We start from the raw sequence: 16,888 nt of genomic DNA on the forward strand, positions 1-16,888 counted from the left end.
AGGGCCATCTGCCGTTATGTCCTTGTAATGCAAAAGCGCGCCGCCCGTCGTCCGGCGGCGCGCACGAATCGAAAGCACAAGGACATCATGCGCGACAACCAACCCGTCACCCAGCACGAATTCGACTACCCCGCCTCGGAGATGCTCGTCTCCGCGACCGATCTCTCCGGCAACATCCAGTACTGCAATCCGGCCTTCGTCTCCGTGTCGGGCTTTTCGCGCGACGAACTCATCGGCCAGCCGCACAACATCATTCGCCATCCGGACATGCCGCGCGATGCGTTCGCCGATCTCTGGTCGACCGTGCGCTCCGGCCGCTCGTGGACCGCGCTCGTCAAGAATCGGCGCAAGAACGGCGATCACTACTGGGTGCGCGCGAACGTCACGCCGGTGATGGAGCACGGCAAGGCCGTCGGCTATCTGAGCGTGCGCGTGAAGCCGGGCCGCGCCGAAATCGACGAAGCCGAAGCGCTCTACGCGACGATGCGCGCCGGCCATTCGCCGCACCGGCTCGTGCGCGGCGCGCTCGTGCGGCGCGGCATCGCGGGCAAGATCGCGGCGATCGCGCGCATGCCGGTGAGCGCGCGCGTCGCGACGGGTTTCGCCGCCGTGCCCGCCGCCACGCTGATCGCCGCGCTCACCGCCTGGCGCGGCGCGCCGCCGCTGCCGTTCTGGATCGCGTTCGGCGCGGGCGCGGCGGTGAGCATCGCGGGATGGCTCGCGCTGTCGCGTCAGCTCGATACCCCCGTGCGCACGATGTCCGGCTTCGCCGCGCGCATGGCCGCTGGCGACCTGACCGCCGACATCCCCGTCGCGCGTCACGACGATCTCGGCGAAGTGCAGCGCGCGCTCGGCCAGTTGAAGGCGAATCTCGCGGCGATCGTCTTCGACGTGCGTGGCCAGATCGGCGGCATGCTCGACGCCGCGCGCGAAATCGCAAGCGGCAACACGGATTTGTCGCGCCGCACGGAGTTGCAGGCGGCATCGCTCGAACAGACGGCCGCGACGATGGACCAGCTCACCACGACCGTGCAAGGCAACGCCGACGCCACCGTGCGCGCGCTCGAACTCGTGAAGGAAGCGCAGGCCGCGGCCGACGACGGCGGGCGCATCGCGAGTCAGGTCGAGCAGACGATGGAGCGCATCACGGCGGCGTCGCGGCGTATCGCGGACATCACCGACGTGATCGACGGCATCGCGTTCCAGACCAACATTCTCGCGCTGAACGCCGCCGTGGAAGCCGCGCGCGCGGGCGAAGCGGGCCGCTCGTTCGCGGTCGTCGCGACCGAAGTGCGCGGTCTCGCGCAGCGCTGCGCGGCATCGGCGAAGGAAATCGAGAACGTGGTGGCGACGAGCGTCGCGGAGATCGCGGAAGGCACGAGCCTCGTGTCGCGCACGACGAGCCAGATGCGCGCGATCGACGAAGCGGTCAACCGCGTATCGACGATCATCATGGAAGTGGCGAAGGCGAGCGGCGAACAGGCCGACGGCATCGCGCAAGTGAATCAGGTGGTCGCCCATCTCGACGACTCCACGCAGCAGAACGCCGCGCTCGTCGAGCAGGCGGCGGCGACGGCCAAGCGCCTGGCCGAGCGCGCCGTGGTACTGGACGAAGCGGTGCGGCTCTTCACGGTCGCGCCGGCGCGCGAGCGGACGACGGCGTAGCCTGCAACGGCGCGTCGCTTGGTACTATCGGAGCATTGCCAACGAGGAGTGCCCCGATGACCGCTGAGAACAACCGCGTGGAAGAAGCGCGAGCGATGGAACGTATCGTGAACGCGACGAAGCAGGTGCAAACCGCGTTTCTCGGTTTGCAGAAGCAGTTTCCGCCGGAAGGCGACGGCCGCCCGTCGCAGATGGCGCTGCAGACGTTCGACGCGGCGCTGCAGGAACTCGAAGACGCGCAGGCCGCGTTCGACACCATGCTCAACGATCTCTTCGACGGGAATCGCTGAGAGCGCCTCGCGCGCTTCGACGCGCTCAGGCGTTGCGCAGCGCCGCGACATCCGCGCGCAAGTCGCTCTGCGCGGCATCGGCGGGCGGCAGGTCGGGACTGGCCCACGCGACGGCATCGCTGGACTGACGCCGCGCGGCGGCCACGGACGCATCGACCAGTTCCTTGAACGACACCGCCGCCGAACTCGTGCGCACGAGCACTTCGCCTTGCAGCGGACTTTCCGCGAACACGAGGCCCACGATCAGCTCCGCCGACGGCGCCCGCTGATGCAGCCGGCGCAGCAGATTGCGCAGGTACGGCGGCGACTCGGCGGCATCGAACGACACCACGCAGATGATCGTCACGCCGGATAGATCCACTTCGCCGAAGCGCCCGCGCGAGAACCGCTCGTAGCCCGCGAGATCCGCGCCCAGCCCGTGCTTGCGGAAAAGCTGCACGGCGATGGTCGCGGCGAGATCGTCCAGCGCGCTTCTCCCCGCGATGCACAGCACCGACGCCGTATGCCCTTCCGCTTGCGAATCGAAGCGCTCGGGCGGCGTCTCGGACGCGATCTTCGCCACTTCCTCCGGCGACGTCGGGCTCGCGGGCGGCTCTTCCTTGCGCAACACGGCCGGCGCGATATCCTCCGTGTCCTCCAGCCCCTCGATGATGTCCAGCGCCGATTCCTTGATGCGCTTCAACTGGTCGTCCGTCACGACGCCGCGCTGCACGTCGTTGTGCGCGAGGCGCAGGCCTTCGAGCGCGACTTCATCGTAATAAGCGATCAGCGAGCGCTCCTTCAGGAGCGATTCCGCCTGCACGAGCGCCTCGTCGGGATCGTTCGCCAAGAGCCGCTGATAAAAGTTCTCGGCGGGCGTGAGCGCGGGTCGGTCGCCGAAGAGCACATCGAGAAATTCGAGGCGATCCACGTGCCGCCCGAGGATCACGAGGCACAGCGTGAGCGGTGTCGAGAGCACGAGTCCTATCGGCCCCCAGATCCAGCTCCAGAAAATCGCCGCGACGATCACCGCGAACGGCGAAAGCCCCGTGCTATGCCCGTACAGCAGCGGCTCGACGATCTGCCCCGCCGCGATGTCGGTGACGCCGTAGAGCACGATGGTCCAGATGAGCATCGTCCATCCGGGGCCGACGGCCGCCGCGAAGACCACCGCGAGTAGCGCCGCGATCCACGTGCCGACGTAGGGCACGAAGCGCAGGAGCGCCGTCATCACGCCGAAGAGCAGCGCGCCTGGCACGCCGATGATCGCCAGCCCGATCGCGATGACGGTTCCCACGCCCACGTTGATGCCGAGTTGAGCGAGGAAATAGCGCGACAGGCGGCGCGCGGCCTCGTCCATCGCGGTGGTCGCGCGGTGCAGGTCGCGCGAGCCGAACAGGCGGATCAGCCGGTCGCGCAAATCCTCGCGCTGCAAGAGGATGAACACCGCGACCACGAGCACGATGCCCGTCGTTTCCAGCGGACTGATCACCGGCGACAGGAAGCGTTGCGCGAGTTCGAGCGGCGTGGGCGTCGGCTCGTGGACTTCGACGGGCATCGGCTGATCGATCGGCGATGCGGCCGGGTTGTTCTCGTCGGAGCGCGGCTCCTGCTCGCGCGCGGGCGAAAGCCGCTTCAGCGCACGCGATGCGCGCCCGAGAAACGCGTCGGCGCGGCCCACGGTGAGGCGCTGAATGTTGTCCACCTTGCGCTCGACGGCCACCTGATACTTCGGCAGATCGCCCGCGAGTTGCGCGACTTGCGCGCCGATCAGCGCGCCCACTGCCGTCAGCACCGACAGCGCGATGACCACCGCCACGATCACCGACGGCACCTGACCGAAGCGAAAACGCCGCAGAAAATCGACGAACGGCGCGAGCAGAAAGCTCAACAGGATGGCGAGAATGATGGGAATCATCACCGCGCGGCCGAAGTACAGCGCGCAGATGACGACGACGCCCGTCACCAGCGACGCGAGCGCGCGCAGGCCCGGCGCATCGGGCGGCAGGACTTTCGCGGGTGGCCGGCGCGGACCGGGAAGCTGGGGCATGGAGATTGCGCTCGTCGAGGTGAGTCGACCATTTAAGCAAGGCGTGTGCCGGTGAGGACTTTCGGGATCGGACGCGTGTGGCCGGTGAGGATGTACGGGAGCGCTATCGCTGTCATCGAAACAATCCGCTGGATGCTTGCGCGTCGGCGTGGGACATTGCCTTTCATTCGTTCAAAGCCGAGGTACGAAACACATGGCCGTCGATTCACCCTGCATCAACATCTGCAAATTCGATGACAAGACCGGGTTCTGCATCGGCTGCCTGCGCACGAAGGACGAATGCAAGAAATGGAAGAAGATGAAGGACAAGCATCGCGTGCGTATCATCGACGAACGAGCCGAGCGCAAAGCGAAGCTCAAGAAGCACAAGAAGTAGTGCTTCAAAGGAGGCGATCATGCGGTCACTGGTTTATCTCTGCGGCGTCGTGCTGACGGTCGCGTTGCCCGTTCACGCGCAGTTGCATCCGAGTCCTGAAACGGACATGCGCGCGCCGAACAACAGCACGCGCATCATGCCGAACGCGCCGCTCGGCAGCGAGTATCCGACGCACGGCAACGCGCAAGCCGGCGAACTCAATCTCAATCCCACCGACCCGCGCGCGCAGTTGTCCAACGGCCTGCCGAACAACGCGAACAGCGGCGGCTATGGGTCGCCGCTCGCGGGCAGCAAGGCGAACGTTCCGACGCGCGCGGACTAGGCAGAACGGCGCCGCTCGGCGCCGCCATGTCGCGCCTGAACTGTTCTCGAAACGAGAATAGTCATTTGAATTTCGCTGGTATTCACCTCGAAACGGCAAGAACCGATACTGCTTTCCATCGGGCCGGGACGTCTCCCGGCCGACCACTCGGGATCTGCCATGAAGCTCTATCACCATCCGCTGTCCGGTCATTCGCATCGCGCGCGCCTCTTTCTGCATCTGCTGAATATCGCGCACGACGAGGAGCAGGTCGATCTCGCCGCCGGCGCGCACAAGTCGCCGGAATTCCTGCGCATCAACCGCTTCGGCCAGATTCCGGTGCTCGTCGATGGCGATCGCGTCATCGCCGATTCCAGCGCGATCCTCGTCTATCTCGCGAAGCGGGCCGGCGCGACGCAATGGCTGCCCGAGACGCCCGACGGCGCCGCCGCCGTGCAGCGCTGGCTTTCGGTCGCGGCGGGCCAGATCGCGTTCGGACCGGCGGCGGCGCGGCTCATCACCGTGTTCGGCAGCAAGTTCGATGCAGACGAAGTGATCGCCCGCGCGCATGCCGTGCTCAAGGTCATCGACGCCGAATTGCAAAGCCGCGAATGGATTGCGGATACCGGCAGCGCGCATCCGACGATCGCGGATATCGCGCTCTACAGCTATATCGCGAGCGCGCCGGAAGGCAATGTCGATCTGTCCGGCTATCGCAACGTGAACGCGTGGCTGCGGCGCATCGAGGCGTTGCCCGGCTTCGTGCCGTTCCAGAAGACGGCCGCCGGACTCGCCGCCTGAAATCCGCGCCGGGAGGCCACGATCATGTCTGCACCGTCTTTAACGGCGACGCCCTGGCATCGCGGCGAAATCGCGCTGCAAAAGGCCGCGGGCGCTTACGACCGCATGCGCGCGCTCGGTCAGCGCGTGGTGCGCGATCACATGCCGGAGCAGCATCGGCAGTTCTTCGCGCAGTTGCCGTTCGTCGTCGCCGGTACGGTCGATGAACACGGCGACGCGTGGGCGACGTTCCTGACCGGCCGCCCCGGTTTTCTCCACACGCAGGATGCGACGACGCTTTCCGTCGATCACACGCGCGATCCTTCTGATCCCGCCGACGCCGGCCTGCGCGATGGCGCATCGGTCGGCATGCTCGGCATCGAATTGCATACGCGCCGCCGCAATCGCGTGAACGGCGTGATCCATCGCGCGGGCGACGAAAACGCGTTCGATGTGCGCGTCGAGCAGAGCTTCGGCAATTGCCCGCAATACATTCAGCTACGCGATTTCGCGTTCGTGCGCGACGAGCCCGCGCCGACGAACCCCATCGCGCTCGATGCGAATTCGCCGCACATGCGGTCGATGATCGAGCGCGCGGATACGTTCTTCGTCGCGTCGTACTTCGATCGCGAGGACGGGCATCGTCAGGTGGATGTGTCGCATCGCGGCGGCAAGGCGGGGTTCGTGCGCGTGGCCGACGACGGCGCGCTCACCATTCCCGACTTCGCGGGCAATCTGTTCTTCAACACGCTCGGCAACATTTCGGTGAACGGCAAGGCGGGCCTCGTGTTCGCGGACTTCGCCACCGGCGACGTGCTGCAACTCACCGGCGACGCGCACGTTCTCACCGATTCGACCGAAACCGCCGCTTTCCAGGGCGCGGAGCGGCTGTGGCGCTTCACGCCGCGCCACGCCGTGTTGCGCGAAGATACGCTACTGCTGCGCTGGACGTTTCGCGACGAAGGCTGGTCGCCGAATTCGCTGATGACGGGCGACTGGAACGAAGCCGCGCGGCGCATGAAGGCGGCGGCGCTCGCGGATGCGTGGCGGGCGTATCGCGTGAGCAGGATCGTCGATGAAAGCGATGTCATCCGCTCCTTCTGGCTCGATCCCGCCGACGGCGCGGGCATCGTGCCGCACGCCGCCGGCCAGCACTTGCCGGTGCGCGTGACGCTGCCTGGCGCGGCCAAGCCGCTCGTGCGCACGTACACGCTGTCCGTTGCGCCGGGCGATGGCGTCGCGCGCATCAGCGTGAAGCGCGAAGGACGCGTGTCCGCGCATCTGCACGACACGCTGAAAGTGGGCGACATCATCGAGGCGCGCGCGCCGGCGGGCAGCTTCACGATCGATGCGTTCGAAGCGCGCCCGGCCGTGCTGCTCGCGGCCGGCGTCGGCATCACGCCGATGCTCGCGATGCTGCGGCACATCGTCTACGAAGGGCTGCGCACACGGCGCGTGCGTCCGACGTGGCTGATCGCATCGGCGCGCACGCTGGCGAATCGCGCGTTCGCCGCCGAAATCGACGCCCTCGCGCAAAGCGCAGGCGGCGCGGTCCACGTGATCCGCGTGCTGAGCGACACGCAAGGCGCGCAATTGAAGCGCGATTACGATGTGTCGGGGCGCATCGACATCGACTTGTTGACGAGCTACTTGCCGTTCAACGACTACGACTTTTATCTGTGCGGTCCAGGCGCGTTCATGCAATCGCTCTACGACGGCTTGCGCGCGCTGAACGTCGCCAACGCGCGCATTCACGCGGAGGCGTTCGGCCCGGCGTCGCTGAATCGCGATGCCGATAACGAGCCGATGCGCCCGCCCGCCACGCAAGCCGTCGCGGTGCGCTTCGCGAAGTCGGGCCGCGATGCAGCGTGGCGGCCCGAAAGCGGCAGCCTGCTCGAACTCGCGGAAGCGTGCGGCATCGATGCCGAATCGAACTGTCGCGGCGGAACGTGCGGGACATGCAGAACGCGCATCGTGAAAGGCGCGGTGACGTACGGCAAACAACCGGCGTTCGAAACGGGCGACAACGAAGCGCTGATCTGCTGCGCGATGCCGTCCGCGGACACGAACGGCGCGCTCGAACTCGATCTCTGAACGCATGGGTTCGCGATTGCGACCCGCGCTCGCATGCCCGAGAATGCACGGCAACTCATTCGCCCGCTTCTCGCATCCGACATGGACCGCTTTCAGGCAATGTCGACCTTCGTCACGGTGGTCGAAACCGGCGGCTTCGCATCCGCCGCGCGCAAGCTGGATGTATCGCCTTCGGTCGTGAGCCGCGTCGTCACCGAGCTGGAAGAGCGGCTCGGCGTGCGGCTGCTCACGCGCACCACGCGCGTCGTGCGTCTCACGGATGCCGGCAGCGGCTTCTTCGAAGACTGCCGCCGCATTCTCGGCGAAGTGGACAACGCCGAACTCTCCGCGCGCGGCACGCACGCGGCGCCGCGCGGCGTGCTTTCGCTGACCGCGCCGACGATGTTCGGCCGCCTGCACGTGACGCCTATCGTGCTCGACTATCTCGCGCGCTACCCCGAAGCCGATGCGAACTGCTGGTTCATCGACCGCGTGGTGAATCTCGTCGATGAGGGCATCGACGTTGCAGTGCGGATCGCGCAATTGCCGGATTCGTCGTTGCAGGCGATTCCGGTCGGGCACGTGCGGCGCGTGCTGTGCGCGTCGCCCGGCTATATCGCGAAACATGGCGCGCCCGCGCATCCCGACGATCTCGAAGCGCACACGATCATCGCGTCGACGGGATCGTCCACGCCGCCCGAATGGCGGCTTCACGACGGCGACCGCGCGATTCTCGTGCGCACGCATCCGCGCTTCATGACGACGACGAACGATTCCGCCATCGATGCCGCGCTCGCGGATTTCGGCATCGCGCGGCTTCTGTCGTATCAGGTCGCGCAGCATGTGAGCGAGGGCCGGCTCGTCGTCGTGCTGCCCGACTATGAACCGCCACCGCTGCCGATCCATCTCGTGCATCGCGAAGGACGGCACGTCACGCAAAAGGTCCGCGCGTTTCTCGATCTCGCGGTCGCCACGTTGCGCGCGGATGCATCGTTGCGCTGATCGCGCTAAACAGACGCGGGCCGCATCGCTTCGTGAATCTTTGAGGAAATCGAACGGGCGTTAAGGCGCGGGCCGTGCAAAATGACGGCAAACCATGCAACATAGCTCTCTTGCGCGTGTTGCGCCGGGCATCGTTCCGGCGCGATGCAACCGGCTCTTCCGAACTCCAACGGCTCAACGCACCATGACGAACCCGACTTCTCCCACGAACGAACGCCCGCTCGACATGATCATCTTCGGCGGCGGCGGAGACCTGGCCGCACGCAAGCTGCTGCCCGCGCTTTACATGGCGCACACGCACTGCAACCTGCCCGCCGATACGCGCATTCTCGCCATCGGCCGCAAGGACTGGACGCGCGAAGATTATCTGAAGAACTTCATGGAAAAGCAGTCGCGCCCGTTCATCGACGCGAACGCTTTCGATGCCCAGCAGTGGGACAAATTCCTCGCGCTGTTCGACTACGTGCGCGTGGACGTTGAAAACCCCGAGGACTTCAAGCGCCTCGCGGAAGCATCGCGTGACGGCGCGCAGCGCGTGTTTTATCTCTCGACGTCGCCGGAGCTTTTCACGACCATCTGCGACAACCTGGCTGCGGCCGGTATCGTCGACGATCACGCGCGCGTCGTGCTCGAAAAGCCGCTCGGTCACGATCTGGCGTCCGCGCGCGCCATCAACGACGCGGTCGGCAAGCGCTTCAAGGAAGAGCAGATTTATCGCATCGACCATTATCTCGGCAAGGAAACGGTGCAGAACCTGATGGTGCTGCGCTTCGGCAACGCCATTTTCGGTCCGCTGTGGCAGGCGCCGTATATCAAGAGCGTGCAGATCACGGTGTCGGAAACGGTGGGCGTCGGCAGCCGCGCGGGCTTCTACGATCACACCGGCGCGCTGCGCGACATGGTGCAGAACCACTTGCTGCAACTGCTGTGCATCGTCGCGATGGAGCCGCCTGTATCGCTCGATCCGGACGCCGTGCGCGACGAAAAGCTGAAGGTGCTGAAGTCGCTGCGCCCGATGAGCGTGGCCGATATCGCCCGCGACACCGTGCGCGGCCAGTACGCGGCGGGCGCGGTCGGCGGCGAGCCGGTGAAGGGCTACTTGCAGGAAGAGAACGTGCCCGCCGACAGCCGCGCCGAAACCTTCGTCGCGTTGCGCGCGCATATCAACAACTGGCGCTGGGCCAACGTGCCGTTCTTCCTGCGCACCGGCAAGCGCATGCAGACGCGCAAGTCGGAGATCGTGATCGACTTCGCGGACCTGCCGTTCTCGATCATTCCGAGCGGCCCGCGCAATTACGGCAACCGTCTCATCATCACGCTGCAGCCGGAAGAGTCCATCCAGTTGCAGATGCTCGCGAAGGAACCCGGCAGCGGCATGCAGATGCTGCCCGTGAACCTCAATCTCGATCTGCAGCAGGCGATGACCCAGCGTCGCGCCGAAGCGTACGAGCGCCTGCTGATCGATGTCATTCGCGGGCGTCTCACGCACTTCATGCGCCGCGACGAACTCGAAGCGGCGTGGGCGTGGGTCGAGCCGATTCTGAACGGCTGGAAGGAACTCGGCGACAAGCCGCGCGGCTATACGGCGGGCACGTTCGGTCCGGCGGCTTCGTCGGCGCTGATGGCGCGCGAGAATCTGGCCTGGGCGGAAGAGGCTTGATTCAGCGCATCGTGCGCCGCTTTTCGATGGCGGCGCCCGTCGCGATCACCGCAGCCAGCACCACGATGCCGCCGACGATGCCCGCGAGCCGCATGAGCGCGGGCATCGGATCGGACGACCAGTGCTGGTTCTGCACGAACACCATGATGAACGCAATGGTGAACTGCCGTCCCACGTAGCTCGCGCCTTGCGTGCCCGTCTGCACGTGACAGCCGATCCACACGCCCGCGCAGAGCGCGAGCATGCACGCGATGGCGTGATCGCCGATAAGCGGCAACAGCGCCATGCTCGCCGCGCCCGCCAGCAAGCAACCGACGAAGCGCTGAACCATGCGCGCGGCAATCGGCTTTCGCGTCGGCTGGCCGAGCGCCGATGCGGGCAAAATCAACACGGCGATGCCCGTGACCATCGCTTGCGGGAAGCCGGGCAAATCCCACGCGTACGCCAGCGACGCGAGTATCGCCACGGACCACGCCGCGTGCCATGCGAGGCGCTTGCGCATGACGTGCGTTACCGCTTGCATGCTTTGCGCGGCATCGGCGGGAACGATTGGAATAACCGCCGTTTCGTGGCTTGCGCTATCCACGCGATCCGCCGTCGACGCCGCCTGCGCATTCGGCATCGGCGCGCCGCCGCGCGACTTGCGGTAGTGCTGCACGCTCGCATGAAAGAGCGCGGAGACGGCGACGCACGCGAACGTCCCGACGATCACCTCGGCCACGCGCAGCAACGCGAACGACGCCGTCGCGGACGCCGACGCCAGCCGATGCGCCTCGAACGTCACCATGAGCGACGTCACCGCGCCGAGCACCCACGCATAGCCCGCATCCGACACGAGCGCGCGATACACTGACACGCCCGCAATCAGCGCGAGCAGCGGCACTAAGAGCCACGGCGCATCGCCGATGAGCGGTCCGGCCGTCGCGCCGAGCAACGCGCCCGCGACCGTCCCGAGCACGCGATGCACGCCGCGCTGCGCGGACGCCGAGAACTTCGACTGCATCACCGCGAATCCGCTGATCGCGGCCCACCAGACGTTCGTGAGATGGAACGCGTGAGCGAGTGCGACGGCGAGCGCGACGGACAGCATCGCCTGCGTGGCGAAAAGCGCGCGCGCCGACGACGGCTTGATTGCGATCAACTCGCGCCCGACCGATGCGAACGCGTCGCGCAAGATGTGCCCGATCGCGTCGAGGCGGTCGCTGCGGTGAGCGCGGCTGGCGGGATGATCGTTGGGCATTGTTCGTGCGAATGTCTTGCGTGACTTGAGCGTAGCCGCGTATCGGCGGGGACGCAAAAAAAGGCATCGGAACAGTTGTTAAAGCGCGAATAACGTGAATGATTGCTGGTTCTGCAGCGTGCGGATGCCAGTGCTATCTTGTGCATTCGCGTCACGACGGACTGAAAAAAAGGGACGAAAAGGACATCTCATGGCGAAACTACTGGTTCTCTACTATTCGATGTACGGCCACGTCGAAGCGATGGCGCAAGCCGTTGCCGATGGCGCGCGCGGCGTGCCGGACGTCGAGGTGACGGTCAAGCGCGTGCCCGAAACGATTCCCGCCGATCAGGCTTCGGTCATCGGCGTGAAGCTGGATCAGCAGGCGCCGGTCGCGAGCATCGACGAACTCGGGAACTATGACGCCATCATCTTCGGCACGCCGACGCGCTTCGGCAACATGGCGGGCCAGATGCGCACGTTCCTCGATCAGACGGGCGGCCTGTGGGTGAAAGGCGCGCTCATCGGCAAGGTGGGCAGCGTGTTCACGTCGACGGCTTCACAGCACGGCGGACAGGAAACCACCATCACCTCGTTTCACACGACGCTGCTGCATCACGGCATGGTGATCGTCGGCGTTCCGTATGCGTGCCCCGCGCTCACGAACATGCTGGAGATCACGGGCGGCACGCCCTACGGCGCGACGACGATAGTCGGACCCGACGGCCAGCGGCAGCCGACGCAGAACGAACTCGAGATTGCGAGCTATCAGGGCAAGCATGTGGCCGAGCTTGCGGTGAAGATCGCGGGATAGGGGAGCATATTCGCGCGTGCATCTGAATGCGCGCCGCCTCCCGGAAACGCTCACCATCGGAGTGCTCCCGTAAGTCCTCACCGCTAGATCACGTTCAGCATCGCGAGCGCAGTCTCTTGCAACGGCTGCAGCACGCGAGCGAGGGCGGCGTCGTGCGATTCCTTTCCTATCGGCATGTTCACCGACAACGCCGCGACCACGTGCCCGTGCCGATTCTTGATCGGCACCGCGACGCCGCGCACGCCCACCTGCAACTGCTGTTCGATCGCGACGAAGCCATCCGTGCGCGCCTGACGGATCTTCTCGTACAGCTTCTCTTTGTTCGTGATGGTGAGCGGCGTGAACGGCTTAAAGTCGGTGGCGTCGAGCCACTGGCGGACGGCGTCCTCGTCCGGCTTGTAGGCGAGCATCACGAGCCCGCCCGACATCAGCGCGGCCGGCACGCGCGCGCCGAGCACGAAGCCGGTTGTCATCACGCGCGTGGAGCCGTTTCGCGCGATGATGACGAGATCCCATTCGTCGAGCACGCTCACATAGACGGACTCGTGGATGGTCGCGCTCAGTTGTTGAAGATACGGCTGCACGATGCGCGGCAGCCGCGCCGAGTCGAAGTACGACCAGCCGACCCGCAACACGCGCGGCGTCAGATTGAAGAGCTTGCCGTCGGTCTGGACGTAGCCGAGATGCGCGAGCGTCAGCAGATAGCGGCGCGCCGCCGTGCGCGTCATGCCCGTGCGGGCGGCGGCTTGCGTCGGCGTCATGCGCGCGTGCTGGTCGTCGAAGGCTTCGAGGATCGCCAGGCCCTTTTCCAGCCCCGCGATCCAGTCGCGCTTGTCGAGTGCGGGTTTGTTCATCGTCGAACCTTGCAAAGAGCTAGTGCTAACCCCCAAAGCGGTCGATTATCGGACACGCGCGTGCGATAATCGCGCACAATCTATCATAAATCGTTGCCGCGAAAGAGCCGCGCCCCTATTCTCCAATCACCCGGAGCGACGCGCTCGCCAACGCCGAAAGTGGGAAGCATCGGCGGACGACGAATTAGAAGAATTAAAGGCGGCACGCGAGTTCAATCGATAAACCCATTGTTCGGAGACACATATGGCTAGCCCTAAGGAAGAGGCGCACGGCGGCCGCCAGGCGAAGAAGGCGACGGCGAGCGGCTGGATCGGCTCGGCGCTCGAGTACTACGACTTCTTCATTTACGCGCAGGCGGCGGCGCTGATCTTTCCACAGTTGTTCTTCCCGTCGGGCAATCCGAAGGTGGCGATCGTCGCGTCGCTCGCAACGTACGGCGTCGGTTATGTGGCGCGGCCGATCGGCGCGTTCGTGCTCGGGCATCTCGGCGACACGCATGGCCGAAAGAACGTGCTGCTGATCTGCATGTTCCTGATGGGCTTTTCGACGATGGCGGTCGGTCTTCTGCCGACGTATCACCAGATCGGCATGGCGGCGCCGGCATTGCTCGTCGTGTTGCGGCTTATTCAGGGCTTCGCGGTGGCGGGCGAAATCTCCGGCGCGAGTTCGATGATTCTCGAGCACGCACCGTTCGGCCGGCGCGGTTATTTCGCGAGCTTCACGCTGCAGGGCGTGCAGGCGGGCCAGATTCTGGCGGCTGCCGTGTTCCTGCCGCTCGCTGCGTTCATGCCGGAAGACATGTTCAACTCGTGGGGCTGGCGCGTGCCGTTCCTGCTGTCGGCGTTCGTGCTGATCGCGGGTTACATCATTCGTCGTGAAGTGCATGAGACGCCGGCGTTCACGGCCGAAGGCGCGCATGGCGAACTGCCGAAGTCGCCGATCAAGGAAGCGTTCGCGCACAGCACGCCCGACATGATCCGCGTGGTGTGCATGGCGCTGATGAACGTGATTCCCGTGGTCGCGACGATTTTCGGGGCGGCGTATGCGGTGCAGGCTTCGTATGGCATCGGCTTTCACAAGAGCGTCTATCTGTGGATTCCGGTCGTCGGCAACATTCTGGCGGTGGTGGTGATTCCGTATGTCGGCAATCTGTCGGATCGCATTGGACGTCGCATGCCGATGATCGTCGGATCGCTGCTCGCGGGTCTGCTTTCGTTCGCGTATCTGTATGCGATCAGCATCCGCAATGTGCCGCTTGCGATCGTGATGTCGCTGTTGATGTGGGGCGTGGTGTATCAGGGCTATAACGCGATTTTCCCGAGCTTTTTCCCGGAGCTGTTCCCGACGCGGTCGCGCGTCTCGGCGATGGCGATTGCGCAGAACATCGGCACGACGATCACGGCGCTGCTGCCGGCTCTCTTTGCGACGGTTGCGCCGCCGGGATCAACGAATATTCCGATGACGATCGGCGCGCTGGCTTTCGCGGTGACGATCATCGCGGCGATCGCGGCGTGGTCGGCGCGGGAGACGTATCGGGTGCGGCTGGATGACCTCGGCAAGAAGGATGCAGTGCCGATGACCGAGCAGGAGTATGAGCGCCTGCGGGCCGATTCGATGGCGGAGACCCGGCGGGGGGGGAAGGTGCATGCTTGAGGGGTGCTGGTGACGGTGGCGTGCAAGACGGGTCCTGCGGGACCCGTTTTTTGTTTGGGGGGGGTTGTCGGCCTTAGCGGACGTTCGCTGATCGCTGCAGGGATGACCGTTCGACATTCAGCACCGGCCGTCGATACCACGGTCATGCCGAACTGCGATTCGTCCCTGGACCAACAGGCGAAATCGGCCAGTTGCGGCCGGTCAATCTCGCCTCATCGACGCCGTTCGAATGACTGGTTCTCTCTCGGACCTGCCAAATCACAGCACTCAACGATAGAGGCGACGCGGGAATGCAGGGCGGCAGATCAGCCGGTTCGAGAAGCCCTCTCCGACGAGCAATTCGGTTTAGTCCGCGTCGACACGCCAACACCGATTGTGATCGTTTCGTTCATGCTGTCACGCCAGCGCTCCAACGTTTCTTTGCCATCCGCCATAAGCTTCTATCTTTATTCGTATGGATCTCGGGCAAGTGCGATCAAGACGGCGAGCCTAAGTGATCTTCTGCGGAGCGAGTTAGAGCGTGCTCCAAACGTGGCACTATCAATTCCGCGATGAGGGTCATCCTAGTTGCGTCCCGATCGTAAAACGCAAGGGTCGATCCAGAACTTAATAAAGCCAACGTATTGATCCGTCGCGCTGGCGTGCTTCACCGTCAAATGCGGAAACCCTGCCCATTGGGTTCGACTTGGCTGATGCAGTCTTACGGCGCAACGCTTCGGAACTGGTTGGTCAATAGTGCAGCGTTTACCTTCGTGCGGTTACTCCGCTTCATTGGTGACCATGCCTAGGGCCGGACCCGTCAGACCGCCGCATTCACACTCGCGCCCAGCCTGCGCAATACGAGAGGGAGCATATCGGACGCTGATTTACCGCGAGCAACACCTGTCCGGGATGTTGTCTCGAGAACGCCGATATTTTCCAGCGCGTGAGGGCTTGAGGGCATTCGTGTCTCGTGTCATTCATGTCTCGACCGGCACGACGCCAGGGCGACGAAGCGCGTGGCGCCTTCTGACCCGCCGTGACAGGCGTCGTCTCGGACATTGCCGCAATAATCCCGCGCCCCTCGTACCGGGGGCGCATAATGAGCTATGTGTATGCTCAAGGATGTTTGATGAACGCGAATGAAAAAGGTCCCGTGCACCGTGGGCTACGAGGCTTTACGCACTTGATCGAAGAAATGGGCGCTAATCGCTCGAAGGAAAAATCGCGCGAAACGGTGCGGACGCTTCGAACCGTCGCCGGTGTCAAAGGGTTCGTGAGGGGAGCAATAAAATAAGTACGCTACCGCCGAGCGCCTAGGCGATGACCAGCCTAGCGGACTGTGACGTTTCGCACTACCGCGGCATCGAGCGTGTTCTGTTCAAGGAGCGGCGGCGAGAGGCATTAGGCGCCATCTAAATGTTCGTGTGGGACACGACCGACGTGGACTTGCGTGCCGCAGTCGCCGTCCTAGCGGTCCTATTGTCTAAATGCGAGCCATCTGCCTGGCTTTGTGGAATGGCACCGAAACAAGCGAGACTAAAGCTGCGGACGGGCATTGGTAGGTGCCTCGCGTCATGTTTTGACTTGGCGTTGCTGAGAGGCCTGCTGGTCGCGTGGCTCTCATGCGTGTGGCAGTGCGACGCCGGCGCGGCAACTACTGAAAGGTGCTTCGATGATAGTGATGACGGTTACTGTGTTGGCCTTGGTGGATGGCTCGTCTTGTATCTGGCTAACGAGAACAGCAACGACAGCATTCGGCGGGAAACATGGGAACGCGAACTTGGGGTTCGCATGAAGACCGCTAGAAGACGCCTAAACGGCCCAAAGTGTTGAGCGGTCAACTCGTCAACCGTCCGAGTTTAAAACCATCATGCGTTCGGGAGGACGATTGCCGCGCCGGCACGTGCGTGCGCGTTTCGGCTTGGGGCTGCAACGGCTCACGGCCGGTTTCCGCATGTCAAGGGCCGATCGGTAATCGCTTCGTCATTAGGGCGCAATTACCCCGCCGCAGTTCAACTGGGAGCCGGCCCGAAAAGCACAGTCGACACCCGCGCTGCGCGACGGGCCGCGATCACATCGGCGCGATCTAACGGCACATCTATGTCCGATGCGTCAGACAATATAGTCAGCTCGTCCTGCCAGTCATTTTTTCCCGAAAACACGGGGTCGACTACCGGTGAATCGAGTGT

13 protein-coding genes are annotated in these 16,888 nt (G+C 64.6%); 10 read left to right on the top strand and 3 right to left on the bottom strand.

The genetic code is table 11. The features are described from left to right. The first annotated feature begins 87 nt into the window (after positions 1–87). Together NCR39_RS20605 and NCR39_RS20610 are read left to right on the top strand one after the other, a co-directional pair. Positions 88–1,665: a methyl-accepting chemotaxis protein gene (locus NCR39_RS20605; protein ID WP_250453935.1), complete on the top strand. Its 1,578-nt coding sequence runs from the start codon at positions 88–90 to the stop codon at positions 1,663–1,665. A 56-nt stretch (positions 1,666–1,721) separates the two neighbouring features. Then, complete coding sequence (locus NCR39_RS20610) at positions 1,722–1,955, top strand: hypothetical protein (RefSeq protein ID WP_040050611.1); 234 nt, start codon at positions 1,722–1,724, stop codon at positions 1,953–1,955. A gap of 25 nt (positions 1,956–1,980) precedes the next feature. On the opposite strand, the gene NCR39_RS20615 is transcribed toward NCR39_RS20610, so the two are convergent. Then, a complete protein-coding gene (locus NCR39_RS20615; protein ID WP_250453936.1) occupies positions 1,981–3,984 on the bottom strand; it encodes an AI-2E family transporter in 2,004 nt (667 codons plus the stop codon). A gap of 193 nt (positions 3,985–4,177) precedes the next feature. Between NCR39_RS20615 and NCR39_RS20620 the strand changes: the two genes are divergently transcribed. From NCR39_RS20620 to zwf, 6 genes are all read left to right on the top strand, one after another. Beyond that, positions 4,178–4,360 carry a DUF1289 domain-containing protein gene (locus NCR39_RS20620; protein WP_250453937.1) on the top strand — a complete coding sequence of 61 codons (183 nt, stop codon included), beginning with the start codon at positions 4,178–4,180 and terminating at the stop codon, positions 4,358–4,360. A gap of 19 nt (positions 4,361–4,379) precedes the next feature. Beyond that, positions 4,380–4,682, top strand: coding sequence for a hypothetical protein (locus NCR39_RS20625; RefSeq protein WP_502800252.1), 303 nt, complete (start codon positions 4,380–4,382; stop codon positions 4,680–4,682). 159 nt (positions 4,683–4,841) lie between these two features. Next, on the top strand, positions 4,842–5,462 hold the full coding sequence (locus tag NCR39_RS20630; protein WP_250453938.1) for a glutathione S-transferase family protein: 621 nt from the start codon (positions 4,842–4,844) through the stop codon (positions 5,460–5,462). Positions 5,463–5,486: 24 nt separating this feature from the next. Beyond that, the gene (locus NCR39_RS20635) at positions 5,487–7,535 is read left to right on the top strand and encodes a 2Fe-2S iron-sulfur cluster-binding protein (RefSeq protein WP_250453939.1); all 2,049 of its coding nucleotides are present in this window, start codon (positions 5,487–5,489) and stop codon (positions 7,533–7,535) included. An 81-nt stretch (positions 7,536–7,616) separates the two neighbouring features. Then, on the top strand, positions 7,617–8,516 hold the full coding sequence (locus NCR39_RS20640) for a LysR family transcriptional regulator (RefSeq protein WP_250453951.1): 900 nt from the start codon (positions 7,617–7,619) through the stop codon (positions 8,514–8,516). Between the two features lie 184 nt (positions 8,517–8,700). After that, complete coding sequence (zwf, locus tag NCR39_RS20645) at positions 8,701–10,176, top strand: glucose-6-phosphate dehydrogenase (protein ID WP_040050606.1); 1,476 nt, start codon at positions 8,701–8,703, stop codon at positions 10,174–10,176. 1 nt (position 10,177) lies between these two features. Here zwf and NCR39_RS20650 read toward each other — a convergent pair whose 3' ends face one another. Beyond that, positions 10,178–11,416, bottom strand: a complete 1,239-nt coding sequence (locus NCR39_RS20650; protein ID WP_250453940.1) for an FUSC family protein — start codon at positions 11,414–11,416, stop codon at positions 10,178–10,180. Positions 11,417–11,606: 190 nt separating this feature from the next. Here NCR39_RS20650 and wrbA point away from each other — a divergent pair, with 190 nt between their 5' ends. After that, complete coding sequence (gene wrbA / locus NCR39_RS20655; protein WP_250453941.1) at positions 11,607–12,209, top strand: NAD(P)H:quinone oxidoreductase; 603 nt, start codon at positions 11,607–11,609, stop codon at positions 12,207–12,209. Positions 12,210–12,292: 83 nt separating this feature from the next. On the opposite strand, the gene NCR39_RS20660 is transcribed toward wrbA, so the two are convergent. Next, positions 12,293–13,063, bottom strand: coding sequence for an IclR family transcriptional regulator domain-containing protein (locus NCR39_RS20660; protein WP_250453942.1), 771 nt, complete (start codon positions 13,061–13,063; stop codon positions 12,293–12,295). 244 nt (positions 13,064–13,307) lie between these two features. On the opposite strand from NCR39_RS20660, the gene NCR39_RS20665 reads away from it, so the two are divergent. Continuing rightward, on the top strand, positions 13,308–14,717 hold the full coding sequence (locus NCR39_RS20665) for an MFS transporter (RefSeq protein ID WP_250453943.1): 1,410 nt from the start codon (positions 13,308–13,310) through the stop codon (positions 14,715–14,717). Positions 14,718–16,888: the final 2,171 nt, after the last annotated feature.

It is taken from the genome of Caballeronia sp. ATUFL_M2_KS44, from assembly GCF_023630965.1.
In the GTDB taxonomy this organism is placed as follows: Bacteria; Pseudomonadota; Gammaproteobacteria; order Burkholderiales; family Burkholderiaceae; genus Caballeronia; species Caballeronia concitans.

Excerpts from the sequence above, each read along its gene's own strand:
- NCR39_RS20650 (WP_250453940.1), bottom strand. The coding sequence starts at position 11,416 with ATGCCCAACGATCATCCCGCCAGCCGCGCTCACCGCAGCGACCGCCTC.
- NCR39_RS20615 (WP_250453936.1), bottom strand. The coding sequence starts at position 3,984 with ATGCCCCAGCTTCCCGGTCCGCGCCGGCCACCCGCGAAAGTCCTGCCG.
- NCR39_RS20665 (WP_250453943.1), top strand. The coding sequence starts at position 13,308 with ATGGCTAGCCCTAAGGAAGAGGCGCACGGCGGCCGCCAGGCGAAGAAG.
- NCR39_RS20620 (WP_250453937.1), top strand. The coding sequence starts at position 4,178 with ATGGCCGTCGATTCACCCTGCATCAACATCTGCAAATTCGATGACAAG.
- wrbA (WP_250453941.1), top strand. The coding sequence starts at position 11,607 with ATGGCGAAACTACTGGTTCTCTACTATTCGATGTACGGCCACGTCGAA.
- NCR39_RS20610 (WP_040050611.1), top strand. The coding sequence starts at position 1,722 with ATGACCGCTGAGAACAACCGCGTGGAAGAAGCGCGAGCGATGGAACGT.
- NCR39_RS20605 (WP_250453935.1), top strand. The coding sequence starts at position 88 with ATGCGCGACAACCAACCCGTCACCCAGCACGAATTCGACTACCCCGCC.
- zwf (WP_040050606.1), top strand. The coding sequence starts at position 8,701 with ATGACGAACCCGACTTCTCCCACGAACGAACGCCCGCTCGACATGATC.
- NCR39_RS20640 (WP_250453951.1), top strand. The coding sequence starts at position 7,617 with ATGGACCGCTTTCAGGCAATGTCGACCTTCGTCACGGTGGTCGAAACC.
- NCR39_RS20660 (WP_250453942.1), bottom strand. The coding sequence starts at position 13,063 with ATGAACAAACCCGCACTCGACAAGCGCGACTGGATCGCGGGGCTGGAA.
- NCR39_RS20625 (WP_502800252.1), top strand. The coding sequence starts at position 4,380 with ATGCGGTCACTGGTTTATCTCTGCGGCGTCGTGCTGACGGTCGCGTTG.
- NCR39_RS20630 (WP_250453938.1), top strand. The coding sequence starts at position 4,842 with ATGAAGCTCTATCACCATCCGCTGTCCGGTCATTCGCATCGCGCGCGC.
- NCR39_RS20635 (WP_250453939.1), top strand. The coding sequence starts at position 5,487 with ATGTCTGCACCGTCTTTAACGGCGACGCCCTGGCATCGCGGCGAAATC.